This window comes from Paraburkholderia sp. SECH2 (genome assembly GCF_030464795.1).
GTDB classification, from domain to species: Bacteria; Pseudomonadota; Gammaproteobacteria; order Burkholderiales; family Burkholderiaceae; genus Paraburkholderia; species Paraburkholderia aspalathi.
In genome coordinates, this window is the sequence record NZ_JALPRH010000005.1 from 353,585 (window position 1) to 379,888 (window position 26,304).

Genomic DNA, 26,304 nt, shown 5'->3' on the forward strand with positions numbered 1-26,304 from the left:
CTCGCTTTGGGTAAACTTCGAATTGCCAGAACCACTTCCTCCGCGCCTCAGCTCAACTCAAGCAGGCTGAATTCGCGGATCGAAGTCGAACTCAAGTCTGATGCCGCCCGGTTCGTACACCATCGTGTGACGCTTGGGTCCTTCGCCCAGGTTCTCCGGTGCGAACTCAACCACTACACCTGGCCATGCGGAAACCTGCGCGAAAATGGCGTCGAGCGCCTCCTGACTGCCAACCCGCAGCGCGAGGTGATGTAGACCGACATTCGCCTTGCGGTCAAACTCCACACGATTCGCCAGATCCTTGACCTCCCAGAGTGTCAGCATGACGCGCCCGTCGGACACAAAAGCGGCCGGATAGGCTGGTCTTTCACCAACCTGCGTCCAGCCCAGGGCGTTGACGAAAAAGTCCCGAGTGACGTTCAAATTCCGGACCGTCAAGCCGACATGGTCGATGCCAAGTGTTAGAGGTGCAGCAGCCATCGCAATCTCTCCTTTCAAACTCAGACAATATTAGCCAGCGCCGAAATGGCCTCGCATGTACGTACTATGCAGGGGAAGCAGGAAGTGCGTTTGCGAAAATCGCAGGTCGTCCCTTACGCCGCCGCCATCAAAGGCCCGAGCGCCGAGCGCGACACCTCGACGAAAGCACGCATGGCACTCGAAATGTAGGCGTCATGCCGTCGGATGAAAAGCGTCTCGACACCAGCTTTCTCGGGCGAGATCTCATGGATCGCAACGATATCCTGCTGCGCTGCCACCGCGACCACGCCCCGCGGCAGCAACGTGATTCCTATACCGGCCGCCACACACGCGATGATTGCGTCCAGCGAGCCGAACTCGAGCGCCGTCACGAGAATTCCCCTCTCCAGAAGCAGCGCATCCAGCTGATGCCGATACGAGCAGCCCACGCGAAACACAATCGTCTTCAGGTGCGGGATCGACGTCAAAGACTCCAGTGAGAATATGCTGCGAGGCGTCACCAGCACCAGCTCTTCACGGAAAATGGTCTCGCTGTGAAGCTCCGGGTGGTCGAGCGGACCTGCTATGAACGCCCCATCCAGACGGCATTCCGCGACATCCACCGCGAGGCTGCGGCTGGTTCCAGTTGTCAGCGACAGCCTGACCTGCGGATACATCCGCGCGAAGTTGCTTACTATCGGCGAGAGCCGCAGAGCCGCTGCGGTTTCCATGGTTCCCAGCACCAGGGAACCGCGCGGCGGACCGTCGTCCATGGCCGCCACGCGGGCGTCGGCAACGAGCTTGGCAATTCGCGCCGCGTACGGAAGCATGCGCTGACCCGCCGGCGTCATACTCACACCGCGGACATGCCGCTGAAAGAGCGCTACACCCACTTCTCTTTCCAGTGAACGGATCCTGGCCGTTACGTTGGACTGAACAGTATGCAACTCGACGGCCGCCCTGTTCATGCTCCCGTGGCGAGCAACCGCTTCAAATGCCTTGAGATCGGCAACATCCATAACACTGTCCTGTCAAAAAGGCGCCTGTTTCAGCGTTAGCCGAATCGCGAATGCTTGCCCTCCAGATGCCGCACGATGGCGTTTCGGTCGCGATCGGAATGCCTCGTATTCTGGACGAGCTTCGACGCGAAATTATTGCAGTCAGTGGCAATTCAATTGTTCCTGGGCGTCACATATGCGTCAGCGCAGTGCGGACTCAAACGTGGTGCGATAGGCAAACAGCGAAGGCGTCCCCCCACTCATGAGAAACAGAACTTTTTGTCCCGCACCGAATATTCCGTTCTCGATGCTCTGGATCAGACCCGCGAACGCTTTGCCGCTATATACCGGGTCTAGTAGAAGACCTTCCTGGCTGGCCAAAAGCGTAACTGCCCGGCGCATTGAACTGGTAGGTAACCCGTAGCCGTTCCCGAGCTGATCACCATGGAGAACAATGTCGTCGCTGGAAACCGTGAGGCCTGATTCAATCAGGTCAAGCGTTTGCTGCGCTTTTTCAAAAGTCGTGGCATAAGCTTTTTCGAGCGGCGCAAGAACCGTATACCCCACCACTTTCGTTGGCGACACACCAGCAGCGATAGCACCGGCCACAAGCCCCGCTTGCATGCCTCCGCTGCCGTTCGCAACGACAATATGGTCGAAGAGAATGCCGCTTTTCGTGGACTGGTCGAGAATCTCAAGTGCACAGGAAACATAGCCCAAACAGCCTACCGGGCTCGATCCACCGAGCGGACACACATAAACTTTTCGTCCCTCGCCGCGCAACGTTGCGGCTCGTTCCTCCGCAACCTGCAGTGCGCTAACGTTTCCTGGAATGTCGTGAATGAGTGCGCCAAAGAGACGATCCAGCACCACATTGCCATTTTCGACGTAGTCGTCGTCTTCGATCGGAACCAGCCTTGAGAGCACCAGTTCACATTTCATTCCTACGCGCGCGGCCGCCGCTGCTGTCAACCGAGCATGGTTTGACTGCCGGCCGCCGACCGTGATGATCGTGTCCGCGCCGGCCGCCTGCGCCTCACCGATCAGAAATTCAAGTTTGCGCAGCTTGTTGCCTCCGCCCCCAAGGCCGTCAACGTCCTCTCGTTTGACATAGATTTCAGCGCCGCCCAAGTGCTGGCTCAATCTTGGGAGCGCCACAATCGGTGAAGGTCCGTCGCGCAATTGCGCTTTGGGATACCGGGAAAGGTCGGGCACTCGTAATGTCATTTAATCGCTCCACAAGTTGGCTGATCGTTCAGCCCGGATTGGAATTGTCGAAGTTGCCTCGCCTGCAATAGATTGCCGATCCATTGCTTGCGATTGCTATTCGGCCGCCAATAGCGCATGGACTTCCGACACTACAGCAGCCCCCTCCCCGACGGCGGATGCGACGCGCTTGATCGACGTCGAGCGCACGTCGCCGATTGCAAAAACGCCTGGAACACTTGTCTGGAAGGCGAAGCGGGCGAGCGCCGACTCCGTCGAACCCGTGCGGCCGGTTATGACGAAACCTTTGTCATCAACTTCCACGCCGCAGCCACGTAGCCAGCCGGTGGCTGGATCAGCGCCGGTAAAAAGGAAGAGGTGGCGAGTCGGGATTCGCGTGCAACTCCCAGTCGAGCAGAAATGAACCTCCGTCAGGCCGTCCTCGTCAGACACGATAGACTCGATGACGGCATTATTATGAATCGTCACGTTGGCGATCGAGCTTACGCGATCGATCAAATACCTCGACATGGTGTCGCGCAAGCTCTCGCGTCGAATCAGCACATGTACATGTGCTGCATAGCTCGCCAGGAAGACGATTGCCTGTCCAGCGGAATTTCCCCCTCCCACAAGCACGATTTCCGAGCCTTGACAGAGGCGCCCCTCGATCGACGACGCCCAAAAGTTGACACCATGAATCCCATGCTCATCTAAACCCTTAATCTGCGGGCGGCGATAGGCGGCACCGGATGCTATAACGACCGTCTTCGCTCGCGCGCACCGCCCATCGCGGAGTTCGACCTTCAAGGGCGATTCCGTGCAGTGCAGTTTTGCCACTTCGGTAGGTATGACGATTTCCGCTCCGAATTTAACCGCCTGCTCAAATGCGCGGCTCACGAGAACGTGACCGGAAATGCCGGTTGGAAACCCAAAATAATTTTCGATCCTGGCGCTTGCACCGGCCTGTCCGCCAAACCCCTTTGAATCGAAAACCAGCACGGATAGCCCCTCTGACGCTGCGTACACGGCTGCTGCAAGTCCGGCTGGACCGGCGCCAACAATAACGACATCGTACGTGTCAGCTTCATCGAAGCCGCACAGGAGACCAAGCTTCGACGCGAGGAGTGTTTCGTCAGGATTGTGCAGGATAGCGCCATCAACCAGCACGGCCAGTGGCATCTTTCCTTCTACGTACGGTGTTTTCGAAAGGAAATCGCGAGCCTCGTCGTCCGTGACCGGATCAAGAATCCGATGCGGGTGATTGGTGCGTCGTAGCATATCCGCGAGGACGATGAGTCTCGGATCGGTTGAGGCCCCTAGCAGGATCGGACCACTACCGTCCTGAATCAATCCGACGCGTCGCAGAATAAACGCGCGCATGATCTCCGAGCCAAGCTGAGCTTCCGCAATCAGAAGCGACCGGAGTTGCTCAGGCGAGATGAGGAACGCGTCGACGTCAGTGATGGCAATCGCATCGACGAGGTAGGGTTTGCCGCTGAGGGTTGCCGTCTCCCCGAGAAAGTGTCCCTCACTGACCTCCTGAAAAAGGTGAGACTGGCCGAACCCGTTTCGTACGATCAGATGGACCGTCCCACGCGTCAGGATTCTCATGCCTTCGCTCTGCTCTCCAGCGCGAAACATAACGTCGCCGGCCTTCCAATGTTCCGTCGTCCCGAAGCGAGCCGCCTTGGCTATCCGCGCTTCCGTCAAACGGGGGTACATCTGATACCGGCGTCGTTCAATCTGGGTACGTTGTGCTGCCTCGACGGTTTTGTAGTCTTCAGGCGTGACACGGCCCCCTGATACACCGTCTTTCAATGTCATGGGAGTGTCCTTACCATCAGTTGACGGCTCGCGATGAGACAACGGACCATTTTCGCCATCGTTCAAATTTGAGTTCACGGTCGCAGTCGCATTTGAAAGCAGGCTGCGCGATGATCTCAGGCCGCTGTTAGCGTGCGCTCAGCGCTGCGGCCCAAGGGTTGTGAAATCGTCGCGATCTCATTGGGGATATTTCGGGCCCCCGAGCGAAAAAACTCCGTGCAGAAGTCAACGAAATTCCTGAGTCTTGCAGGAAGCAGTTCGCGGTGTGAGTAGAACAGGCATATCTCGACACCGCTTTCTGAGGTGGAACACTGCGGCAAGATGTGCGTGAGATGCCCGGTGGCAATGTCTTCCCGAACCATCGCTTCAGGTAAGCTCGCGATGCCAGTACCTGTAAGCGCTGTCGCCCGAAGCAGCACTTCGTTACCGTCCATGGACGACATTGGGAGCACACTCACGCTTTTCCCGTTTTCCAGCAGATCGATGAAATTCGTGCCCTTCTGCCTCGAGGCGGGGTCCACCAGAAGGAAATGTGCGGCCAAATGCGAAGCGGTCTCGGGTGTACCGCATTGTTCAAGGTAACCCGGTGCAGCAACGAAAATGTGCGATGACGTGGATAACGTACGGCGAATGACCGCAGACTGCTCGACAAGATGAGGTGGAAGAATCGCCACGTCGAAATGGCCGTCATACAGATTCACAGCTCCCTCCTGAACGGAGATCATGAGGTTCACGTTCGGAGCGATAGCGTGATAGTTCGACACAAGTCGAGAGAGCGTCTTGCTCACCAGCATCGGGTGCACAACGAGTCGCAATCTTCCGCTGTCGATTTCACGCTCCTGCGCAATGCGGCGATTTGCTTCGTCAAGTTCTTCGAGGAGACGGCAGCAACTCAGATAGTACGACTGCGCCGCGTCTGTCACCGAAACAGTTCGAGTTGTTCTATACAGAACCCGCGTCTGGATACTCGCTTCGAGTCTTGTGATGGCTTTGGAGATCGAGCCGGTGGTCACGCCCAACGACGCGGCAGCCTTGCTAAAGCTTCGATGCTGTACGACTGCAACGAAAGTCCGCAACATGTATAGCTGGTCCATCTCCTACCTCGCTGATAGATTCACAAAGCGAACATCCCCCGTGACCGGGACTGTCGCGGATGCAAAAATCCGGCGGCTGCCATCATCGCTGATGGTCCCATCGAAAGTCCGACGGACCCAATGGCGGCGTTCGTACGTTCGGGTTGCTGACGTATCACGTAGGAGAACAGCTTAGCAATGTTTCCAGAACGCACAGGCGGTTTGTCGCGATAGGGGTATCGCAAAAGTAGATAGCCACGAGACGTCGCCCCACGTCATGCCGCGCGTTGCATGTCAGTGAACGCGTGACTGTGCTGATAGAGGCCAGAAACAACATCGGCCTGGGTCATCATCCCGACGAGCCGGCCATGAGAGTCGACAACGGGTATGTGGTGATGTCCGTGCTTCGCGAACATCGGCACAACCGTTATCAATAATGTTCCAGCTTCGACAGTCTCCGGCGGAGTTGTCATTAAACTATCGACTAGCGTCTCCTGATTGCGAACAGTCCCGCGCTCGATACACCGATCGCAGGTCTCAGCAATGCAAGCGGTTTCTTCACATCCACGAACATCCGCCCGCGTGACAATGCCAATGACCCGGTCCGATTCGTCGGTTACCGGAAGCGCTTTAATGCTATGTCTAAGTAAAATGTCATGTGCTGCTTTGACCGAGGTCCTGGTTGGTATGTAGATGGCCGGGCGCGACATGACGTCACCACATGTCAGTTCGCTGAAGCTGCGCGCGTAAGCCAGCATCTGTACTTCCTGCAGTAGCGAGGCAAGATCGTCGGTGCCGATATCGAGGAGTTCCCCGTGTCGGCGTAAGGCGGACTCCAGTTCAACGCGGGAGATCCCTCGGCGCGACTCGCCGGGGTCGTTTGTGGCACTGCTGTCGTGCCGGGTATGGGGATAACGGTGTCCGGTGAGCGCGTGATAGACAATCGCACACGCTAGCATGATCAAAGATTGCACAGCGATCGGCGCGAACACGAAGCCATATCCGAGAGCGTGAACGTTAGCTCCTCCCAACACGGCCGTGAGCGCGACGGCGCCAGAAGGAGGATGCACACATCTGAACGCGAACATCGCGCATAGCGCAAACGCGATTGCAGCAGCTGCCGCGAGGACGGGGTCAGAGATAAATTGCGAGCAGGTCACGCCAATCGTGGCGGAAATCAGATTCCCGCCAACGAACGACCAAGGCTGAGCGATTGGACTTGCCGGCACGGCGAAGAGCAAGACTGCCGACGCACCCATAGGGGCGACCAGGAATGGCACCAATGCACCGCTCTGATTGAAGCTGCGCATGGTGATGCCGGTGATCGTAATGCCGATCAGCGCTCCCACGCACGAACGAATACGCTCGGACCAGCTTACCGAAATGGGCGACGGAATGAAGCGGCTAAGCCAGTCGATCATGGGCCTTCCACGGGCCCTCAGCCCGGTTTGCTTCCCCGCTGCCTGCGATACTCGTCTACCGGCAGCCCACCCCAGCCCCAGTTCTCCGTTTCCACTTCCTCGATGACAACAAACGTCGCGTCGAGAGGTTTGCTTAGTACGTCGAGCAGCAGGTGACTGACACCTTTGATCAAGCGGGCTTTTTCTTCCGCCGTGACCGAAGTTGTGCCGGGCGTGGTCCCCTCGCGGGTGATCTGAATCGTAACAATAGGCATGTCTTTCCGCCTTACGGTGATTGACGCAAAGGAGCACCGGCCAGCGGCGCTGATATATGGTGAATCCTAGGCTCGCTGCCATCGCGTTTGAATACCCGCCGAGGACAAACACTCTTGCCCGGTTAGAACAAGTCAGGCGTGTCTGTTCGTAGAGACGGGATGCATCCAGATAAGCATCATTGATGCGTAATGGGTCCAATTCCGGATCTCTTCTTCCCATCTGGAAAGACTGATATTCCGGCGACGAGTTGCTTGCGACGCACATGTCGCATATTCTTGCTCGCGAAATGCGATCGTTCCAGTTCCAGGCAGTGGACTTTTAGTCACCGAAATCAACAGGAAAGCCCGTATGTCTATCGAGAAAATGCCCGCGCTTGTCAAAGCCGTCGATCTTTACTTCCAGGCGCTGCACGAGTGCGATCTGGAAAAATTTGATCGGGTCTTCCACACAAGTTGCAGTCTGTTTGACACAGACGATGGAAAACTGACCGTCGTCCCGATTGCCGACTACCGCCGCGTGATCGCCGAACGTGTGTCGCCAATGAGCAAGGGTCAACCGCGTGACGACACCTTGATCTCCGCAGACTTTCTGTCAGCCGATACTTCGGTCACCAAGGTTCGCCTGCGCATTCACGACAAGGTTTTTATCGATCACTTGAACTGGGCGTATGTCGACGGCTCCTTCATGATTGTGGCCAAGCTGTGGCACGACATTTCGGTAGCGTGATGCACCACGTCGACAGGATGCAGGCAATGCATCGGGTGCTCGCGTTTATTCTCTTTGCGGCATGAAGGGAGTCTCCTCCTAACCCTGCCCTTCTGTTGTCGCGGCGCACGCTCTCGGACGTGCGCCTTTTTTCGGCTATTCGACTGTCACCGAAGTTGCCAGTCCGCGATGGAGGAAATACGATCTACCTCCCGTCAAATTCACGAAGCCCGCGCCGCCGCGATTGCGTCGTCCAGCATCGGAGTTCCAATCAGCGCACCGTGAATTCCGATAACACTGGCAATTTCGACAGTCTCGATGATTTCTTCGGCAGTTGCCCCATGGCGAATTGCGTTGCGCATATGGATCTTGATGCCCGGCTTGTAAAGATGCGTGGCGGCGATATCGAGCGCACACAGCACCAGCTCCTTGACCTTCGGCGCGAGCACACCGGTCTGCCACGGAACCGAAGAGAACTCGAGATACGCTTCAAAGAAATCCGGATCGAGTGCCAGCGCACCGTCCCATATGGGATCCCAATACCCTTGTACTTCGGTGAAACGCCGCTTCAACGCTTGACGGCGGCTATCGTCAGACCCCGCCGGCTTTCGCAGACCTTCTTCCTGAAGCACCTCGGCGAGAATGGGCATCGCCACGTTCGAAGCGTGAATACCGACCGTACTGGTCAACTCGAGCACCTCCATCAGTTCTTCACGTGTAGCGCCAAAATCCAGCGCCGCTTTCAGATGCATCTGGATGCCGGGAGCGAAGAGGTGCGTCGAGGATGCATTGACGGCAATGTAGATGAACTCCTTGACCTTGTCCTCAAGACGGTTGTGCGACAGCGGTACGGCTGAGAGCTTCAGGTAAGCGTGAAGGAAATCGCAGTCGTTGCGAAGAATACTTTCCCACTGCGGTGCCCAGGTATTGCGCACACGAATGAACTCATCCTTGATCGATTGTTGTCTGGTGGTAAGCGTCATCACTTCTCCGTTAGGGATAGGCATACATAGTCTGACTAACCGCTAAGGCAATCCGCGTTTGCCCAATACTTCAGCGAAGACCCATCACATCGTCCATGCGGTCAGGAGCATGATCAACGTCCCACCCTCGCACCGTTTTGCACGCTTAACAAGCGAAGAGAAAATATACGGCTATCTGTTTGGCAGATAACAACCACCGTGAGAAACCATGCAGCGTCAATTTGATGACCTCCTTGTAGGCAGTATCGAACTGTTCTGTCTGGCAGCTGAATTGGGTAGTTTTACTGTCGCTGCGAACGCCGCAAGCGTTACACCTGCAGCCGTCAGCCGTGCGGTGGCGCGTCTCGAGAAACGACTCGGTGCACGCCTGTTTGTCCGAACCACGCGGCAGATCCGGCTGACCGACGTGGGGAGCCGGTACTTCGAGCAGTGTCGGCTGGCGCTAAGTCATCTCGTGGATGCAGAACGAGAAGCTACCGGGCAACAGACAACGCCGGCGGGTGTGCTGCGAATCAGCATGCCAACGCCGTACGGTCACTATCGCGTCCTTCCCCTTTTGGCAGACTTCCATGAGCGCTACCCGGAGGTCACCGTCGAAACGCATCTGAGCAACCGTAACATCGACTTTGCGGACGAACCATTCGATCTGGCAATCCGGGGTCGTACTCCACGGGACTCGAGTCTGATTGCCCGAAAACTCGAAGACGCGGAAACGGTAGTCGTGGCATCACCGGCTTATCTGCGAAAAGCGGCCAAACTGGAAACGCCGGACGATTTAATCAATCACAACTGCATCCAGTTCGAGTTACCGAGCACCGGCCGCAACCTGCCCTGGGTATTCAATCGAGATGGCGAACTCGACGAGATCACTACGCACGGCCGTCGTGGATCATCGGGCGATGCGCTTGCCGGCGTCACCCTGGCGCGCCATGGAGCAGGCGTGTTTCATACCTATCGGTTCATCGTAGAGAAAGACATAGCTGACGGAACGCTCAAGGAAATGCTCAAGCCGTATGGCGGATGTTCGCGACCGTTCATCCTGCTATATCCGCACGGCCGCCATCTGTCGTCACGTGTGCGCTGTTTCGTGGACTTCCTGATGGAGAAACTAGGCGCATAGTGGCACTTGCGCCCATCCCACGTTACTAACGAAAAACCATGACCTATCGATGGCGGAATACAGGAGCGCGCTTGGCAAGGAATGCGTACATGCCTTCCTTTTGACCTTCGGTCGCAAACGCGGCGTGGAAGAGCCGGCGCTCATGCAGAACACCCTCTTTCAACGGCGTCTCGAATGCCCGATTGACGGCCTCCTTTGCAAGCCGTACGGCAGGCAGGTTGTAACCGGCGATGGTGTGCGCTGTCTCGAGCGCCGTTTGCAGCAAGTCGGTCGAGGGAACCACGCGCGCAACGAGACCGGCTGCAAGTGCTTCATCAGCGCGCAAGTTCCGGCCCGTGAGGATCAGGTCCATTGCAAGCGACTTTCCGACCGCACGCGTCAAGCGCTGCGAACCGCCAATACCTGGCGGAATTCCGAGCTTGATTTCCGGCTGGCCGAATTGAGCATCATGGGCCGCAATGATGAAATCGCACGCCATCGCCAGTTCGCATCCGCCGCCGAGGGCATAGCCACCCACAGCCGCGATGATGGGCTTCGAAATCGTCGCAATGCGGTCCCACTCGGCGAAAAGATCTTTCGCGTGCCAGTCGGCGAAGGACTTGTCGACCATTTCCTCGATGTCCGCCCCTGCCGCAAAAGCGCGCCCATTGCCGGTGATCACGATGGCGCCAATTCCGTCGTCCTGGTCAAAAGCTGTAAGCGCTGCGAGCACTTCGCGTGACATCTGAACGTTGAGCGCGTTCAGGTTCTTCGGGCGATAGAGCGTGATCAGACCGACGCGCTCCCTTCGGTCGATCTTGATGGTTTCGTACGTACCGTTTTCCGACGTGGCCCCTGCGGTATCGGCATTCGCGTCGATCACTTGCACGCTGGTTTGTTTAGCGGATGCGCCACGCACTGCTGAAACATCGTTCGACATATTTTCACCTGTCAGTTCAAATGTGAGGCGTTATGCGGGAAGGCTTATCGAGCGCTTCAAAGGATCGTTGTCTGATTCAGCATCCGCTTGCGACGCATAGGCGCCTGATGAAGCCATCAACTCAGCCAGAATTGCTTCGCGATGCTCGTCCACCGCCGGCGCTTTTCTGACTACCGTGACGTCCTCATCGGGTGAGGTACTCATCTTGACCGGATTGCCGGCCGTTTTCACTTTCCGCTCGGATTTGCCCTGAACATGAATGAACATGTTGCGCGCGTGCAGTTGCGGATGTTCGATGACCTTGTCGATCGTGTTGATCGGCGCACAGGGCACCCCAGCCTCGTTCAGCTTATCGAGCCAAACGCTGACCGGTGCTGAGCGGGTCACCCGCTCAACGGTCTCGATCATGACGGGCCGGTTTTGCACGCGGAGATCATTGGTCAGGAACAGCGGGTCGAGCGCCACTTCCGGCACGCCCAAGGCATCGGCCATCAACAGGAAAAGCTGATCGTTCCCCGCGGCGATAATGAATCGGCCATCCTGCGCAGCAAAGCTTTCGAACGGCGCGAGCGAGGGATGGGCGTCGCCAGTCCTCGTGGGCACCTTTGCTTCGACGTCAAATCTTGCAAACGCCGTTTCCATCAACGCCGCCTGACAATCGAGCATCGCGATGTCCACGTGCGTGCCTTGTGCGTCTTTAGAGCGCTTATATAGCCCCGCCAGGATGCCAATCACGGCAAATAGTGCGGCGCCGAGATCGCCGAACGCAGTACCCACGCGCGCCGGTTGATTGTCGGGCCATCCCGTCAGACTCATGACGCCGCCCATGGCCTGCACGACGGTGTCATAGCCGGGCAGATCCTTGAACGGGCCGCTGTGGCCAAAGCCCGAAATCGAGGCATAGACAATGTGCGGATGCGTCCTTGCCAATTGCTCGGGGCCGTAGCCGAGCCGCTCCATCACGCCGGGCCGAAAGTTCTCGACCACCACGTCCGCCTTATCCAGCAGGCGCTCGAGAAGTTCGCGGTCACGTGGAGACTTGAAGTCGAGCGCAATGCTTTCCTTTCCGCGGTTGAAGCACATGAAGTACGCCGATTCATTGTCGACGAACGGACCGAACGCGCGCGTATCGTCTCCGGTGCCTACACGCTCGATCTTGATGACGCGTGCCCCAAGGTCAGCCAGCGTCATCGCGCAATACGGTCCGGACAGCACACGCGAAAAATCGACAACCGTTATTCCTTCGAGGGGCAAGCGCCTCTTCACCCCGGGTTTGTTCTCAGCCATAGCCAGTTCCTGGTTGAATTAGGTCAAACGCCTTCTTGAATCCAGTGCGAAGCTTTCTCGGCGATCATCATCGTCGGGCAGCTCGTATTGCCGCTGGTGATCGTGGGCATCACACTCGCGTCCACCACACGAAGTCCTGCAACGCCGCGCACGCGCAGATGGCTGTCGACAACGACATTCGGATCCGCTAACGTGCCCATCCGAACCGTACCGACGGGATGGAAGATCGTGGTGGCGATGTCCCCGGCCAGCTTCATGAGTTCGGCGTCGGACTCGTATTGCGCGCCCGGCTTGTACTCTTGCGGGCGGTATTTCGCGAGCGCCGCCTGGCTCGCAATGCGTCGCGTCAGGCGAAGGCCATCTACAGCGACTTTCCGATCGTCTTCCGTACTGAGGTAGTTCGGCGCAATGGCCGGCGCATCCTCAAAGTTGCCGCTCTTGATGTGCACCGTGCCCCGGCTCGTCGGGTTCACGTTGGCAACACTTGCGGTGAACGCCGGAAACGTGTGCAGCGGCTGCCCGAAAGCGTCGAGACTCAGCGGCTGCACGTGATACTCGATGTTTGCGTGCTTCCTTGACGGATCGCTTCTGGCAAAGGCCCCGAGCTGGGAGGGCGCCATACTCATCGGGCCGGATCGGTGCAGCGCATATTCAAGGCCGATCTTCGCCTTGCCGAGCATGTTCGAGGCAAGAACGTTCAACGTGTCGCAGTTTTCAACCTTATAGACCGCGCGAATCTGCAGGTGATCCTGCAGATTTTCGCCGACGCCAGGTGTGTGTTGAACAATATCGATGCCGTGCTTTTTCAATAGAGATGCCGAACCAATCCCCGAGTGCTGCAGAATGTGCGGCGATCCGATCGCACCCGCGCTAAGCACGACTTCGCGGGCGGCATTCACCGACACAAGCTCGCCATTGCGAACGATTTCCGCGCCGGTGCAACGCAGCGCACCGTTACTGTCGCGTTCGATGTTGAGCTTCTTCACGTGGGCGTCAGTCCACGTCGTGAGATTCGAGCGGTGTTTGATCGGACGCAGGAAAGCCTTTGACGTATTCCAGCGCCAACCGTTTTTCTGCGTGACATTAAAGTAGCTCACGCCGAAATTGTCGCCCTTGTTGAAATCGTCGATGATCGGAATGCCGGCCTGCTCCGCTGCTTCGGCAAACGCATCAAGAATTTCCCACCTGAGACGCTGCTTTTCGACACGCCACTCACCGCCGCTTCCGTGAATCTTTGCAATCGCCTCGGCATTGGCGTTCAGCCGTTCGTGCTGGCTCGGATCGAGTTTGTAGAAGTCTTCGTGAGCCTTGAAGTCCTTCAATGAGTTGTTCCATGTCCATTCCGGATTATCAGTCAGCTCGGCCCATTGGTCGTAGTCGCGCGCCTGGCCACGCATGTAGATCATCCCGTTGATACTGGAGCATCCGCCCAGCGTTTTGCCGCGCGGATAAAGGATCTGCCGGCCGTTGAGTCCTTTGTCCGGCTCGGTGCGGAATTGCCAGTCCGTGCGCGGATTGTCGATGCAATACAAATAGCCGACGGGGATATGAATCCACATGTAATCGTCACTACCGCCCGCCTCCACCAGAAGGACATTCCGGGTCTTGTCAGCACTCAGGCGATTCGCGAGCAGGCTGCCGGCAGAACCGGCGCCAATAACAATAAAGTCAAATGTCGTACTTTCCATTTGCATCCCATTTACCCTCGCGAGCGTTTTCATCGCTGCCGACATAAATTAGACCGATCGTCTATTTAAATAGAAAAAAAACGGCGCTAACCCAGCCCGGCGAAAAAACCGTCCGCGAAAATGTGCAACGCTTCAGGGCCGCCTTCGAGCTTTGCCCTCAACACTGCGCCTTCCCAGCCGATCCAGAAGAACGCCGCAAGTTTCGAACAATCGGCCCCTTCCGCAATCTCGCCGGCCGCCTGCGCTTCCTTCAGACACCTTGCCGTGCGAGCTTCCCAGTCGGCGAAAACCTCGCGCAACCGTATGCAATGACTCTCCGGAAGTACCGCAATTTCCTGCCCGAGATTACCGACCAGACACCCACGCCGAAAGCTGTAGCGTTTCATCCCTGCTTCCGCATCCGCGACAAAATCGTGGAAGCGCTGCAGCGGTGATTTCGATTTGTCCGTGAAAAACCAGTTTAGCTTTCTCGCGAAATACGCAGCGTAGCGGTCGATCAATTCGAGGCCGAATTCTTCCTTGCTTCCGAAGTAGTGATAGAACGAGCCCTTTGGCACATTCACGCTGCGCAAGATCTCGTCGATACCCGTGGCGGAAAAACCTTTTTCCGTGAGCGCAGCAACGCCCGCCCGCACGAGAATCTCCCGGGTTTCGCTGTGGCCCGCGAGGTCCTTCGGTGGGCGCCCTCGACGGCGCGGAGCTGTATGCATGTCCATACAGCCGATATTAGACCGTCCGTCTACAAAATTCAACGTGAAGCGGCGTGTTGTTACAGATTGGCGCAACTCGCAGCGGGACAGGCCCTGCAGGTCGCCAGGCGCACGGCGACCTGCAACCGGTCGAACCGGATTGCGGCTTAGACGAGCGTCAGCGTAACGTCAATGTTGTTACGCGTTGCGTTCGAATAGGGGCACACAATATGAGCTCTGTTGATGAAGTCCTGAGCCGCTTCGCGTGCCATGCCCGGCAACGAAATCTTCAACTCGACTTCGATGCCGAAACCATTGGGAATGGGACCGATACCCACGATTCCGTTGATCGATACATCAGCAGGGATAGCGATTTTGTCGCGCGCAGCAACGAATTGCATGGCACCGATAAAACACGCGCTGTAACCGGCAGCAAAAAGCTCTTCGGGGTTGGTGCCTTTCTCGCCCTTCCCGCCCAATCCCTTCGGCCTCGTCAGCTTCAGGTCAAGTCCGCCTTCCGGCGCCACGGCGCGGCCTTCGCGGCCTCCGGTAACTTCAGCGTGTGCACGGTACAGGACGTTTTCTATCGACATAGTCAGCTCCTTATTGATGATTCAGATAACGGGCGCAACCAGTAGCGCCCCCCGTGTTGCCTTAGTGCCCAGCGCTCTGACCGCCGTCGACGTGCAGAATTTCGCCCGTCACGAACGGCGCCGAGTCCAGATACAGGATCGCGTTGACGATGTCGCTCATCTCGCCCATATGGCCCATCGGATGGAGTGCGCCGAGTGCCCCGTGCGTTTCGGGGGCGTGCATCGGCGACTTGATGATGCCGGGAGCAACCGCGTTCGCGCGGATACCGCGCTTCGCATATTCGATTGCGAGTGACTTGGTGGCTGCGTTCAAACCGCCTTTAGTCAGCGACGCCAGTACCGACGGCACACCGTCGATGGCGTGGTCGATCAGGCTGGTCGTGATGCTGACCACGTGGCCGCTGTTGTTCTTCTCCATTTCGGCGATCGCCAACTGCGTGATGTAGAAGAAACCGTTCAGATTCACGCCCGTCACCGAAGCGTAGTCTTCAGACGTATAACCGGTGAACGGCTTGGCGATGAAAACACCGGCGTTGTTGATCAGCGTGTCGATGCGGCCGAAGCGTGCCACGCCCTCGGCAATCACGCGACGCGCCGTTGCCGGATCAGCGATGTCACCCGCCACTGTCACGATGTTGGGATCTTCGGACGGCTTGATGCTGCGTGCCGTTGCGACGATGCGGTAATCAAGCTTGCGAAATGCTTTGACGGTCTCGGCACCAATGCCTTGCGATGCGCCAGTAACAACTACGACCTTTTGCGACGTGCTCATGGAATACCTCGAATATTGGATTGGGCTTTCTTGCCCACCGGGCCGGTGGCTCCGATAGGTGCCTAATCTAGGTGTATTCACGCGCTGAGCAAACACCCGCTATGGACAAACTATTTTGCGTGAGCGGAACAAATCGGATCGAGGTTCGGGGATTGATGGGCCGGCACGGGTCAAGCAACGGTTTGATTTCTTATCTTTGGCCGCCCGCCATGCGCTCGCCCGGCATCATCCTCTGTTCGCGAACGCAAGCACGACGGCGTCGCTCAGTTCGTCGGCGATTTGAATGTGTGGGGATGCCCCCGCCGCAGTGAAAATCGTGAACTCGACATCCGGCAACGAAGGCAAGCCGGCATCCGGCGGAATTACGCGCAAGCCGTGCACGAGTTGTGTCTGGACCACCGGCGTCACCGCAAAGCCAGCCTGCGCTGCGGCGCACAGACCGGCGCCGCTCGAGCACACCAGCGCTATCCGGTAATCGCGGCCAGCCCGGGCGAGTGCGGCCAATGCCACCTCACGATATGGGCACGGCTCGGGCAATACCGCGAGCGGCACTGGAACGCCGGGCGTGAGCGCAGCCCACTCGGCGCCCGCCCACACGAGCGGTTCGCGCCAGAGAACCCGTCCAGAACGGCCACCCTCGCAGCGGCCGCCGATCACCATGTCGAGTTCGGCCTGATCCATCGCGTGCAGCAGTTCGGCGGGAATGCCGACCCTGACACTGAAGGCGATGCGCGGGTAGCGCACTGCGAACGCATGCATGACATTCATCAGTCTGACGTTGGCGAGGTCGTCGGAGAGACCGACCCGGATTGCTCCCTCGCTGGGTCCGCGAAGCATCTGTGCCCGTGCGTCACGGTTGAGCGCGAGGATGGCCCGCGCGTAACCCAGCAGCAGCTCGCCGTCCGCCGTGAGCGTAATCGAGCGCGTGGTGCGCGCGAGCAGCTCGCGGCCGGTCTGTTTTTCCAGACGCCGCAGATGCGCACTGACGGCAGACTGCGTCAGATTGAGACGGGCGGCTGCGGCCGTGAAGCCGCCTTCCTGAACCACGGCCACGAAGGATCGCAGCAGCACGGTATCGAACATGGAATAGCCCTTTCCTATACAGTGCGATTCGAACTTAATCTGGCGATGATACTTCGTTTATATTTCGAATCGAAATATGTTGTGATGGCAACTTCCAACCCATTCGGAGTATCGTCATGTCTACCTTGCTGCACATTGAATCGTCTCCGCGTAAGAAGCGATCGGCTTCTCTCGACGTCGCTCGCGCGTATATGGACGCGTACCGCGACACGCATCCGGCTCATCGGATCGACGTGCTTGACCTCTGGTCAGTCGCGCTGCCGGAGTTCGACGGTGACGCGCTCGATGCCAAATATGCCGACCTGAGCGGCACACCGCTCAGCGAAGGCCAGCAGCAGGCGTGGACGAGCATCCGTGAACTCGCGCAGCGACTGCACGACGCCGATACGTTGCTGTTCTCCTTGCCGCTGTGGAATTTTTCCATTCCCTACAAGCTCAAGCATTTCATCGACGTCGTGTCGCAGCGCGGCATTCTGTTCTCATTCGATGAGCGTGGATTGCAGGGCTTGCTGAAAGAGAAGAAAGCGGTGGTCGTTTATGCGCGAGGTCTCGACTATTCAGTGGGCTCGAGCACACCCGCCCATTCGTTCGATTTTCAGCGGCCATATATGGAAGCGTGGCTGCGATCCGTCGGCGTGACCGACGTCAAGTCGATCGTCGTCGAGAAAACACTGCTTGGTCCCGAACTCGATCACGCGGCGAGACAGGCGGCACGCGAGCTGGCGGCGGCGCTGGCGCAGGAAAATTAATTCGGCAAACGAAATATTTCGCGGTGCACGGGGCGGCTCAAGCGCCCCGCAATTCGCGCACGCCCTTACCTATCCGCCGCCGCAGCAAGGTTCGCAAGGTGTGGCCGTCCGCATACCCGACCTGCTCCGCAATGCGATCAACCGTGAGCTTGGTCGTCTTTAGCAGATGAACGGCCCGCTCCACCCGAAGATCCTGAATGTACTCGACAGGCGTTTTACCGAGCACGCCATTCAGACGTCGCGTCAACGTCCGCGTGGTGGTCGCCAATGCATCGGCGACAACGTCGAGCGAAATTGTCGTGTCGAGGTGTTCACGTACCCAACGGTCGAAACGCTCGACGAGCGGGTCCGAATGGGAAAGGTGATCGGAAATCGCATAGGCAGACTGCGACAAGCGCGAATCGAATACGAGGTACCTGGCGACGAGCGCCGCAAGCTCAGGGCTGTAATTTCGGATCAACCAGAGGGCAAGGTCGACATGGCTCAAAGCCGCGCCTGCCGTTAGCGCGCTACCGCTCGGAACGACGATGCGATGCGCGTCCAGGTGCACCTTCGGGTAGCGCTGCCGGAACAGTGGCGAGAGCCACCAGGTAGTCGTAGCTTCGCCACCATCGAGCAAGCCGCTTTCAGCCAGCACGAACGTACCCGTACAGGCGGCCGCAACGCGGGCCCCGCCCTCACGCCATGAACGCAAAGCACCGAATGCATCGACCACATCGTTCCGGCCGAGCACGGGCACGAGATCTTCGCCCGTCATGCGGTTGAGCGCCGGTAACACAACCCAGTCCGGCGCAGGAGCGTCGCTCATATCGTGAACGGGCACTTGCATCCCAAGTGCGGTACGCACCTCGGGCCGGATCCCCACGATAGTGATGTCAAAGCGCGTTGTGGCCATCCCCATCGTGCACGCAAGACCGTTGGCCATCGTCAGGCTATCGAGCACCGTGGTGAGACCTGTGTCGAACACTCCCTCGAGTGCGAGGACAAAAATTCGCATGGCAGGATTGGTACCAATATTGTCGATTTAGACAGTATTCCGCAGCGCACTCTGTTTGTACAGTGTCGTTCACCGCATGAATTCATCACGCGGACAACGGAGAACAGAGATGATCAGGACCGCGTTATTTGTCCGACTTGAAGCCAAACCGGGAAAGGAGCAGGAACTCGCAGACTTCCTTGCCGCCGGTCTGGAAATGGCAGGCCAGGAAGCGACTACGCCGATCTGGTTCGCCCTCAAACTATCGCCGACCACATTCGCCATCTTCGACGCGTTTGCCAGTGAAGAGGATCGCCAGGCACACCTGCAGGGTGATATTGCCAAAGCCCTGATGGCGCACGCCGACGAGTTGCTGGCAAGCCCTCCGTCGATCGAGGCGATCGATGTTCTGGGCATGAAGAATCAACTGGCGTGAGTTGCTTGCGCCTCGGTAGCGCACCAATCCAACCCATCCAGCCGCACAAGATGCTTGTTGCAGACGTGACGTCCGCCAGCGTCTGACATTCCGATTCAATCACATTCATATAGATGGAGTAACTCGTGTCGATTCATTACAAATTAGGTGCTCTGTTTGCCGCCCTTACGCTTTCGGGCGCATCTTTTGCGCAAACGCCTGACGTCAAACCGGAACGGATTCGCGGCGATGTTGTGTCCTGCAAGGGCGAAATTCTGACCGTACACCGGAACAGTGGCGACACCGTGTCTGTCGACGTCAAACCGGACGTCGGGGTATCGGCGTTCAAACCCGCCAAGCTTTCCGACGCCAAAGTCGGTTCATACGTGGGGACGCCGGCGATCACGGGCAGCGATGGAAAATTGACGGCCACTTCGATGATCGTTTTTCCTGAGGCCGCACGCGGTACGGCCGAAGGGCATTTCGCTTACGACTTCGGTCCTAACAGCACGATGACGAATGCAAACGTAGTGTCGGTTGTCACTGGCACCAGCGGCCGCGAGCTGAATCTGTCATACAAGGGCGGCAGCAGCACGGTAACCGTACCGGCAAACGTGCCCGTCGTGACACCAGTTCCGGCAAGCAAGACGGATCTGACGGCAGGAAAGAAGGTATTCATTGTGGTTACACCGGGTGCGAACGGCGTTTATGACGCGCACGTGCTGTTCGTCGAAAAGGACGGCGTGGCGCCGCAGTTCTAACGCATTACGTCGCCGACATTGCGTGTCGTCTTTTCCATTCATTCAACAATCCTAATCGACTGTTGCGTTTTCAATATTCAAGGATTTACATGCGCTTTCCGACGTTACGATCCACCGCCGCGCAAGCCGCTGCTGCGCTCTGCCTGCTTACTGTTGCCGCCGCGCCTGCTTTTGCCGCACCCGTCAAGAACATCGTAGTCGTCCACGGCGCATTCGCCGATGCTGCAGGCTGGCGTCCCGTCTACAACATTCTGACGAAGGACGGCTACCACGTCACGCTGGTGCAACAACCTCTGACGTCGTTTAACGACGACGTGACCGCCACAAAACGCGTGCTCGATAGCCTCGACGGCCCGTGCGTACTTGTCGGCCACAGCTATGCCGGCGCGATCATTAGCGAAGCCGGGAACGACGAGCACGTGAAGTCGCTGGTCTACATCGCCGCGCATGCGCTCGACGCCGGTGAAACCATCGGTGAGAACGGCAAGAAGTACCCGGGCGGTCCGCTGTCCATCGTCGGCACATCGGACAATTTTGTTTACCTGAAACCGGCTGACTATCCGTTGCAGTTCGCGCCCGACCTGCCCCGTGCGCAAGCCGAGTTCGAGGCGCATGCGCAGATCCCGCTTGCGGCGTCCGAGTTCTCAGCGCAGGTTTCCGACCCGGCATGGAAGACAAAGCCGAGCTGGTACATGGTCGCTAAAGCCGACAAGATCATCAATCCGGAGCTCGAACGCATGTATGCATCGCGTGCTCACGCGACTACGGTCGAAATCAACGGTGCAAGCCATGCAGTGTTTGAATCCCATCCGCGGGAAGTCGCCGCCATGATCGAACAGGCAGCGCAGCAATCCGGCCAGTAAGCCACGGTGTGCATGCCCGTGACTGGAAAGGCAGCGCGTTGGCGCTCTTCCTGCCGCGGGCAACCTGATCAACTACGAGATCGCTTTGAGCCACGTAACGATTCAACCCGCCTGGGTCCGCATCACGCACTGGATTAACGCGCTCGCCGTTGTACTGATGGTAATGAGCGGCTGGCAGGTGTATGACGCCTCGCCCATCTTTCCAGTCTTGCGATTTCCTTCCTCCATCACCTTGGGTACCTGGCTTGGCGGCGCGCTACTGTGGCACTTTGCGGTCATGTGGCTGCTGGTGACGAATTTCCTCGTTTACGTCGGGCTGAATTTAGCTTCCGGACGTCTGCGTCGCAAACTGCTGCCGCTCAGCTTCAAGTCACTTGCAACCGATCTCGCCGCCGCGCTGCGTGGCAAGCTCGGGCATGAGGACCTCAGCCATTACAACGCCATTCAGAAACTCGCCTACCTGGTGGTAATCGTCGATATCACGCTACTGGTGCTCTCAGGTCTGGCCGTGTGGAAGTCGGTGCAATTTCCGTTGCTGCGCACGCTGATCGGCGGGTACGACAATGCGCGCGTCGTGCATTTCTTTGCGATGAGCGTGCTGGTTGCGTTCTTCTTCGTACACGTCGTCATGGTCGCTCTGGTGCCGCGCTCGCTGCTTCTGATGATTCGCGGACGGTAGTCCATGACTTTTCGAAAACGACCTGTGAAGCCAGATACGTTTCTTTCGTCTCACGCCGAATCCATCATCAAGGATGCACGCAACGAACTGAAAGATCCGGCGCGCCGCCTGCTCGGCAAACGAATTCTCACGCTCGGCGGTATTGCGCTGCTGTCAGGCTGCGATTTGTCCAACGACAAGTCGGTGAACACCATGCTGCGCAAGATGTCGTTCTTCAACGATGATGTGCAAGCCCTGCTGTTCAATCCGAAAGAGATGGCCCCGACCTATCCGGAGTCGATGATCACCCGGCCGTTTCCGTTCAACGCGTTTTACGGCATCGACGATGTGCCCGAAGTCGACGCGGCGACCTACCGCCTCCAGGTGAGTGGCCTCGCGAATGGCAAACGCGTCTGGACACTCGACGAGCTGCGCGCATTGCCGCAGGAAAGCCAGATTACGCGGCATATCTGCATCGAAGGATGGAGCGCGATTGGCCGCTGGGGTGGCGTGCGCTTCTCCGAGTTCATGAAGCGTGCGGGCATGGACATGACGGCGAAGTACGTGTCATTGCATTGCGCGGACAACTATTGGACCAGCATCGACATGCCAACGGCGTTGCATGCGCAGACCCTGCTCACCCTGACCTATGACGGTGCGGTGCTGCCGCCGAAATACGGCTTCCCGATGAAGCTGCGTATGCCGACCAAGCTCGGCTACAAGAATCCGAAGCATATCGTCGCGATCAGTGTGACGAACGAATATCCCGGCGGTTACTGGGAGAACCAGGGCTACAACTGGTTCGGCGGCTCCTGAACAGCGCCTGAATGGCTTCTGAGCAGCGCAAGCCCGCCGCTTGCATCGCTGCGCTCGCCCCTATCAGCCCTCACCGCCAGACAACGCGGCATTGAACACCAACGAAAGCGTGCCAACCAGAATGAGGCTCGACGCCCAGACTGCGTCCAGGTTGAACCAGCTCCGTGACACGAACTTGAGCCCCAGGTAGCGATAGACCAACCAGGCCAGCAGTCCACCAACCGCGATCATGGCGGTGGCATGGACGCCTGAGACAAGCAGCGCCATCCCCAGATTGGAGTCGATCAGTGCGCGTGCGGCCTGATGCCCCCGGTCCATGTCGTACGACCGGCACAGCCCGAGGTAGATCGGCACCAGCATCAGTCCGGCGCCGTGCGCGATGGCAACGGCGAAGGACCAGAGCGCAAGCCGCGACGGCGGGATACGCGCGAGGACACGCGGATGGCGCCGCCAGATCAGAAGGCAGACACCAAAGCCGATGACCAGCACACTCGCGCCGATCTGGATCTCGCGCTGCCAGGTGAGCAGCATTGCAAGCATGGCGAAGGGCACGATCACCACGAACATCGCCAGTACGTGCCCAGCCGCGAGATACAGGAGCGCGGAGAACAGCGCCCGCGCACGTTTTTCCATCAGCCCGCTAGAAACAGCGAGCGGCCATCCCATCGCCGGGTTAAGCCCGTGATAGAGGCCGCTCGCCGCGACGGCTAGCCAAAGGCCGATCTGCGGCCAGCCACTCCCAATCAAGTCCCCACCGACGGGTAGCAGAACGAATCCGTCGAGCAGTCCCCGCCTTCGAGCCGGATCTGGTGAGCCCGGTATCCGTCGGGAAAGTCGACCCAGTACTCCTCGGCCAGTGCAAGGCCGCCGCCCGGTTCAGCCCGCGCCATGACCTGTGCCGCCGGCACACCGGCCGGGTAGAACTGGTCGTCCCACGTCGAGTAGAGCGAGTTGGTCCAGTAGACGCGCTTCCCGTCACGACTGATCTCGACCATCTGCGGACCACCCGCGAAGGTCTGACCGTTCGGGTGAGGCGTGCGCCGTACGATCCCGCCGATGTGCACCGATCCCGTGAGTTTCGGCTTGCGGGGTTCCGTCACGTCGTATTGGCGCATTTCGCCGGTTCCCCAGCAGGCGACGTACAGGAATTTGTCGTCGATGGAGAGATCAATATCGGTGACGAGCGGCGGCACCGCGCCGAATCCCTGCAGCAAGGGCGGAAGCAGTTCCGGATCTGCGGGCTCGGGCGGAATCGTCGCGGTCTTCTCGATGTGAAACTTTCCATCCTCCCGCCACCAGGTCCAGACCGATCCTTCAAGGTTCGTCGTATCCACCACCACGCCGATGAAACCGTATTCGCGGCTGGGATCGTGCGCGGGCCGCACTTCGAGCGCCATCTGATGGTTGGCGCCGAGGTCGATCGTTTGCACGTTGCGCCGCGCCCGCAGATCCCAGAAGTGGATGCGGTGCCCGTACTTGTTCGAGAGAAGATCTTCGGGGACGATCCCGTTCTCAAATTGCGGCGGCAACGCCCACTCGCTCGACACCATGTAATCGCGCGGCAGGTTCCACCAGAAATCGTAGTGTTTCTCCTGCGGCCCACGGTCGATTTCCCAGCGGCCGAGGACCTCGAAAGTCTCGCAGTCCATGATGAAGATTCCCGGCGGCCCGTCTGTGCCATCCTTCCCAGCGCCGCCGAGCGTGCTGACGTAGATGCCTTCCGGTCCGCAATGAACCGTGTGGGGACGCGAGTAGCCCGTCTTGCGGAAGATTTCCTCGGGTTCGATGATCTTGTGGATCTTCGCCTGAGTCGGATGGGGCTTGGTATCCACGATGTAGATGCGCGAGGAGCGCATCCCCGGAATGATCAGATAACGCCGTTCGAGAAAGGCGTGGCCGGTCAGCGGCGAGAGTGACGACGAGCAGGCGTTCCAGCCGAAGTGGTGAAACTCGTCCCCCTTGTTCGGCACCGGCACCGTATGAACCACCTGGCTGTAGGTTGGCGATCCAGGCTTCACGTCTATCACAGCGAGTGCATCGGGCTGCGAGAAATCGGGGCTGAGCAGCAGCGTATAAGCGAAGTCTTCCGCTGGCGCATCCATGGCGAGTTTCGGCGATGCGTGAAACGTAGGATCTGGGCGCATTCCCATGACGGGGTCTCCTGTCGATCTGGTTCGGGGCCGGTAGCGGATGGAGCGACCGGTTGTTTCGCGAACTTCAGCGCGCTTCCCATTTCGTCATACTTAAGCGCGTTACCGTACCCTCATTGTCGCGACATTGGACCGTTAGTGCTGCACGCCCCAACGCCGCACGGTCACGCGTTCGAGCGTATCGAACACCAGATGCTCGATCAGCAGGCCAATCACGATGACGGCAGCCAGCCCCGCGAAAACGCGATCCGTATACAACTCGTTGCGATTCTGAAAGATATACCACCCCAGCCCACCGCTGCCGGAACTCGCACCGAATACGAGTTCGGCGGCGATCAGCGTGCGCCACGCAAAGGCCCAGCCCACGCGCAGGCCGGCAAGAATCGACGGCAAGGCGGCCGGCACCAGGATCAACAACACATGGCGCATACCGGTGAGGCCGTAGTTACGTCCCGTCATGCGCAGCGTCGCCGGCACCGATTGAAAACCGGAGTACGTGTTGAGCGCAAGCGGCCACAGCACCGAGTGCACCAGCACGAACAGCAGGCTGCCGGTGCCAAGGCCGAACCAGAGCAAAGCGAGCGGCAACAGCGCGATGGAAGGCAACGGGTTGAACATCGCGGTCAGCATCGAGAGTAAATCGCGGCCTATGCGCGTCGATACTGCAAGCGAGGTCAGAACAAAGGCGAGTGCGGCGCCAAGCAGATAGCCGCGCAGCAGCACGGACATCGACACCGCCGTTTTCTGCAGCAGTTCGCCCGACCAGACACCTTGTACGAAGGCGCTGAACGTCGCGCCGAAAGTCGGCAGCAGCAGATCGTTGTCGACCGCACGCGCGGCGATTTCCCATATCGCGATCAACACCAGCGCAATCAGCGTCTTGCGCAACCAGCTTTGCGCAAAGAGGCGCTTGCCGAGCGGAAGCGGTGCTTCGAGAACAAGTTCACCGAGCGGTTCGAGCGGACGCTCATACTCTTCGCGAACCGGCGGTAGCAGGACGGTGGGCGTACTCATTGAACGGCCTCCGTTTGTTCGAACAACAGGTGATGGATGCGCGCAACGCTGTGCTGAAAGTCGCTGCGTCCGAAACTATCCTGCGAATACTGGTGACTGTTCAGCTCGGCGCGTACGCGGCCTGGATGCGGCGACAGCAACAGAATCCGGTTGCCGACCACGAGCGCCTCTTCGATTGAATGCGTGACGAACAGCAGCGTGAAGTTCACCTCTTCCCACAAGCGCAGCAGTTCCTCCTGCATCTTGCGGCGAGTCAGCGCATCGAGCGCGGCAAACGGTTCGTCCATCAGCAGCACGCGCGGTTGCATCGCCAACGCGCGGGCAATTGCAACGCGCTGCTTCATACCGCCCGACAACGTATGCGGATAGGCATTGGCAAACGAAGCCAGCCCCACCTTGTCGAGATAATGCAGCGCACGTTCTTTGGCTTCTGCGCGTGAAAGCTTCTTCGCCACCTGCAGCGGGAAAGCCACGTTCTGCAGAACCGTTTTCCACGGCGGCAACTGGTCGAATTCCTGAAACACGACAATACGATCGGCGCCTGGGCCGCGCACAGCAACGCCGTCAAGCGAGATGCTGCCCGACGTCGGCTGGATAAAACCGGCCACGGCTTTGAGCAGCGTCGACTTGCCGCAACCCGAGGGGCCAAGCAGCACGAAGCGGTCGCCGCCATACACGTCGAAACTCACATCGTGGGTCGCGCGAACGATCCGTTCACGCGTGCGGTATTCGAGGTTGACGTGTTCGACCGCGAGCAGTCTTTCGCTGGTCGCCGGAGCGGCCTGCTTAGCATCGTTCGGAAACAGCAAGGTAGGATTGGCCACCAT

28 protein-coding genes are annotated in these 26,304 nt (G+C 58.6%); 8 read left to right on the forward strand and 20 right to left on the reverse strand.

Annotated elements, in window-relative coordinates; all coding sequences use genetic code 11:
* Nucleotides 1-57: 57 nt before the first annotated feature.
* From M0D66_RS12665 to M0D66_RS12695, 7 genes are all read right to left on the reverse strand, one after another.
* A complete protein-coding gene (locus M0D66_RS12665) occupies nt 58-480 on the reverse strand; it encodes a VOC family protein (RefSeq protein WP_211708079.1) in 423 nt (140 codons plus the stop codon).
* Nucleotides 481-593: 113 nt separating this feature from the next.
* Nucleotides 594-1,478: a LysR substrate-binding domain-containing protein gene (locus M0D66_RS12670; protein WP_200621048.1), complete on the reverse strand. Its 885-nt coding sequence runs from the start codon at nt 1,476-1,478 to the stop codon at nt 594-596.
* Between the two features lie 180 nt (nt 1,479-1,658).
* Nucleotides 1,659-2,684 (reverse strand): D-cysteine desulfhydrase family protein, encoded by a 1,026-nt coding sequence (locus M0D66_RS12675; protein ID WP_211708080.1) that lies wholly within the window; start codon nt 2,682-2,684, stop codon nt 1,659-1,661.
* Between the two features lie 96 nt (nt 2,685-2,780).
* A complete protein-coding gene (locus M0D66_RS12680) occupies nt 2,781-4,487 on the reverse strand; it encodes an FAD-dependent oxidoreductase (protein WP_211708081.1) in 1,707 nt (568 codons plus the stop codon).
* Between the two features lie 116 nt (nt 4,488-4,603).
* Nucleotides 4,604-5,581, reverse strand: a complete 978-nt coding sequence (locus tag M0D66_RS12685; RefSeq protein WP_200621051.1) for a LysR family transcriptional regulator — start codon at nt 5,579-5,581, stop codon at nt 4,604-4,606.
* 254 nt (nt 5,582-5,835) lie between these two features.
* Entirely contained in the window at nt 5,836-6,981 is a 1,146-nt protein-coding gene (locus M0D66_RS12690; protein ID WP_200621052.1) for an HPP family protein, read from the reverse strand.
* Nucleotides 6,982-6,998: 17 nt separating this feature from the next.
* On the reverse strand, nt 6,999-7,235 hold the full coding sequence (locus M0D66_RS12695; RefSeq protein ID WP_211708082.1) for a 4-oxalocrotonate tautomerase family protein: 237 nt from the start codon (nt 7,233-7,235) through the stop codon (nt 6,999-7,001).
* Between the two features lie 364 nt (nt 7,236-7,599).
* On the opposite strand from M0D66_RS12695, the gene M0D66_RS12700 reads away from it, so the two are divergent.
* Complete coding sequence (locus tag M0D66_RS12700; protein WP_211708083.1) at nt 7,600-7,962, forward strand: nuclear transport factor 2 family protein; 363 nt, start codon at nt 7,600-7,602, stop codon at nt 7,960-7,962.
* Nucleotides 7,963-8,162: 200 nt separating this feature from the next.
* On the opposite strand, the gene M0D66_RS12705 is transcribed toward M0D66_RS12700, so the two are convergent.
* The gene (locus M0D66_RS12705; protein ID WP_211708084.1) at nt 8,163-8,924 is read right to left on the reverse strand and encodes a carboxymuconolactone decarboxylase family protein; all 762 of its coding nucleotides are present in this window, start codon (nt 8,922-8,924) and stop codon (nt 8,163-8,165) included.
* Between the two features lie 208 nt (nt 8,925-9,132).
* Between M0D66_RS12705 and M0D66_RS12710 the strand changes: the two genes are divergently transcribed.
* Complete coding sequence (locus M0D66_RS12710) at nt 9,133-10,044, forward strand: LysR family transcriptional regulator (RefSeq protein ID WP_266210787.1); 912 nt, start codon at nt 9,133-9,135, stop codon at nt 10,042-10,044.
* Nucleotides 10,045-10,087: 43 nt separating this feature from the next.
* On the opposite strand, the gene M0D66_RS12715 is transcribed toward M0D66_RS12710, so the two are convergent.
* The 7 genes from M0D66_RS12715 to M0D66_RS12745 all read right to left on the reverse strand — a co-directional run bounded on the left by M0D66_RS12715 (nt 10,088) and on the right by M0D66_RS12745 (nt 17,075).
* Nucleotides 10,088-10,963: an enoyl-CoA hydratase-related protein gene (locus M0D66_RS12715; protein ID WP_244869874.1), complete on the reverse strand. Its 876-nt coding sequence runs from the start codon at nt 10,961-10,963 to the stop codon at nt 10,088-10,090.
* A gap of 30 nt (nt 10,964-10,993) precedes the next feature.
* The gene (locus M0D66_RS12720) at nt 10,994-12,250 is read right to left on the reverse strand and encodes a CaiB/BaiF CoA-transferase family protein (RefSeq protein WP_211708086.1); all 1,257 of its coding nucleotides are present in this window, start codon (nt 12,248-12,250) and stop codon (nt 10,994-10,996) included.
* A gap of 23 nt (nt 12,251-12,273) precedes the next feature.
* Nucleotides 12,274-13,938 carry a GMC family oxidoreductase gene (locus tag M0D66_RS12725; RefSeq protein ID WP_266210788.1) on the reverse strand — a complete coding sequence of 555 codons (1,665 nt, stop codon included), beginning with the start codon at nt 13,936-13,938 and terminating at the stop codon, nt 12,274-12,276.
* Nucleotides 13,939-14,024: 86 nt separating this feature from the next.
* The gene (locus tag M0D66_RS12730) at nt 14,025-14,654 is read right to left on the reverse strand and encodes a TetR/AcrR family transcriptional regulator (RefSeq protein ID WP_211706886.1); all 630 of its coding nucleotides are present in this window, start codon (nt 14,652-14,654) and stop codon (nt 14,025-14,027) included.
* Nucleotides 14,655-14,794: 140 nt separating this feature from the next.
* Complete coding sequence (locus tag M0D66_RS12735; protein ID WP_093645792.1) at nt 14,795-15,220, reverse strand: organic hydroperoxide resistance protein; 426 nt, start codon at nt 15,218-15,220, stop codon at nt 14,795-14,797.
* A 61-nt stretch (nt 15,221-15,281) separates the two neighbouring features.
* Nucleotides 15,282-15,992 carry an SDR family NAD(P)-dependent oxidoreductase gene (locus M0D66_RS12740; RefSeq protein ID WP_093645790.1) on the reverse strand — a complete coding sequence of 237 codons (711 nt, stop codon included), beginning with the start codon at nt 15,990-15,992 and terminating at the stop codon, nt 15,282-15,284.
* Between the two features lie 225 nt (nt 15,993-16,217).
* Nucleotides 16,218-17,075 (reverse strand): LysR family transcriptional regulator, encoded by an 858-nt coding sequence (locus M0D66_RS12745; protein WP_093645788.1) that lies wholly within the window; start codon nt 17,073-17,075, stop codon nt 16,218-16,220.
* Between the two features lie 116 nt (nt 17,076-17,191).
* Here M0D66_RS12745 and M0D66_RS12750 point away from each other — a divergent pair, with 116 nt between their 5' ends.
* Nucleotides 17,192-17,824, forward strand: coding sequence for an FMN-dependent NADH-azoreductase (locus M0D66_RS12750; RefSeq protein ID WP_211706887.1), 633 nt, complete (start codon nt 17,192-17,194; stop codon nt 17,822-17,824).
* A 37-nt stretch (nt 17,825-17,861) separates the two neighbouring features.
* Here the strand turns inward: M0D66_RS12750 and M0D66_RS12755 are convergent, their stop codons facing one another.
* Nucleotides 17,862-18,821, reverse strand: a complete 960-nt coding sequence (locus tag M0D66_RS12755; RefSeq protein ID WP_093645784.1) for a GlxA family transcriptional regulator — start codon at nt 18,819-18,821, stop codon at nt 17,862-17,864.
* A gap of 109 nt (nt 18,822-18,930) precedes the next feature.
* Here M0D66_RS12755 and M0D66_RS12760 point away from each other — a divergent pair, with 109 nt between their 5' ends.
* From M0D66_RS12760 to M0D66_RS12780, 5 genes are all read left to right on the forward strand, one after another.
* Entirely contained in the window at nt 18,931-19,236 is a 306-nt protein-coding gene (locus M0D66_RS12760; protein ID WP_211706888.1) for a putative quinol monooxygenase, read from the forward strand.
* Between the two features lie 125 nt (nt 19,237-19,361).
* The gene (locus tag M0D66_RS12765) at nt 19,362-19,976 is read left to right on the forward strand and encodes a hypothetical protein (RefSeq protein ID WP_211706889.1); all 615 of its coding nucleotides are present in this window, start codon (nt 19,362-19,364) and stop codon (nt 19,974-19,976) included.
* 89 nt (nt 19,977-20,065) lie between these two features.
* A complete protein-coding gene (locus M0D66_RS12770; RefSeq protein WP_211706890.1) occupies nt 20,066-20,839 on the forward strand; it encodes an alpha/beta hydrolase in 774 nt (257 codons plus the stop codon).
* Nucleotides 20,840-20,924: 85 nt separating this feature from the next.
* A complete protein-coding gene (locus tag M0D66_RS12775) occupies nt 20,925-21,518 on the forward strand; it encodes a cytochrome b/b6 domain-containing protein (protein ID WP_211706891.1) in 594 nt (197 codons plus the stop codon).
* Nucleotides 21,519-21,521: 3 nt separating this feature from the next.
* Nucleotides 21,522-22,313, forward strand: coding sequence for a molybdopterin-dependent oxidoreductase (locus M0D66_RS12780; RefSeq protein ID WP_211706892.1), 792 nt, complete (start codon nt 21,522-21,524; stop codon nt 22,311-22,313).
* 63 nt (nt 22,314-22,376) lie between these two features.
* Here M0D66_RS12780 and M0D66_RS12785 read toward each other — a convergent pair whose 3' ends face one another.
* The 4 genes from M0D66_RS12785 to M0D66_RS12800 all read right to left on the reverse strand — a co-directional run bounded on the left by M0D66_RS12785 (nt 22,377) and on the right by M0D66_RS12800 (nt 26,304).
* Nucleotides 22,377-23,060, reverse strand: coding sequence for a hypothetical protein (locus M0D66_RS12785; protein ID WP_211706893.1), 684 nt, complete (start codon nt 23,058-23,060; stop codon nt 22,377-22,379).
* On the reverse strand, nt 23,057-24,463 hold the full coding sequence (locus M0D66_RS12790; RefSeq protein WP_211706894.1) for a selenium-binding family protein: 1,407 nt from the start codon (nt 24,461-24,463) through the stop codon (nt 23,057-23,059). The genes M0D66_RS12785 and M0D66_RS12790 overlap by 4 nt, the downstream gene beginning before the upstream one ends.
* 135 nt (nt 24,464-24,598) lie before the next feature.
* Complete coding sequence (locus tag M0D66_RS12795) at nt 24,599-25,477, reverse strand: ABC transporter permease (protein ID WP_200621158.1); 879 nt, start codon at nt 25,475-25,477, stop codon at nt 24,599-24,601.
* A complete protein-coding gene (locus tag M0D66_RS12800) occupies nt 25,474-26,304 on the reverse strand; it encodes an ABC transporter ATP-binding protein (protein ID WP_211706895.1) in 831 nt (276 codons plus the stop codon). Before M0D66_RS12800 ends, M0D66_RS12795 begins: the two co-directional genes overlap by 4 nt.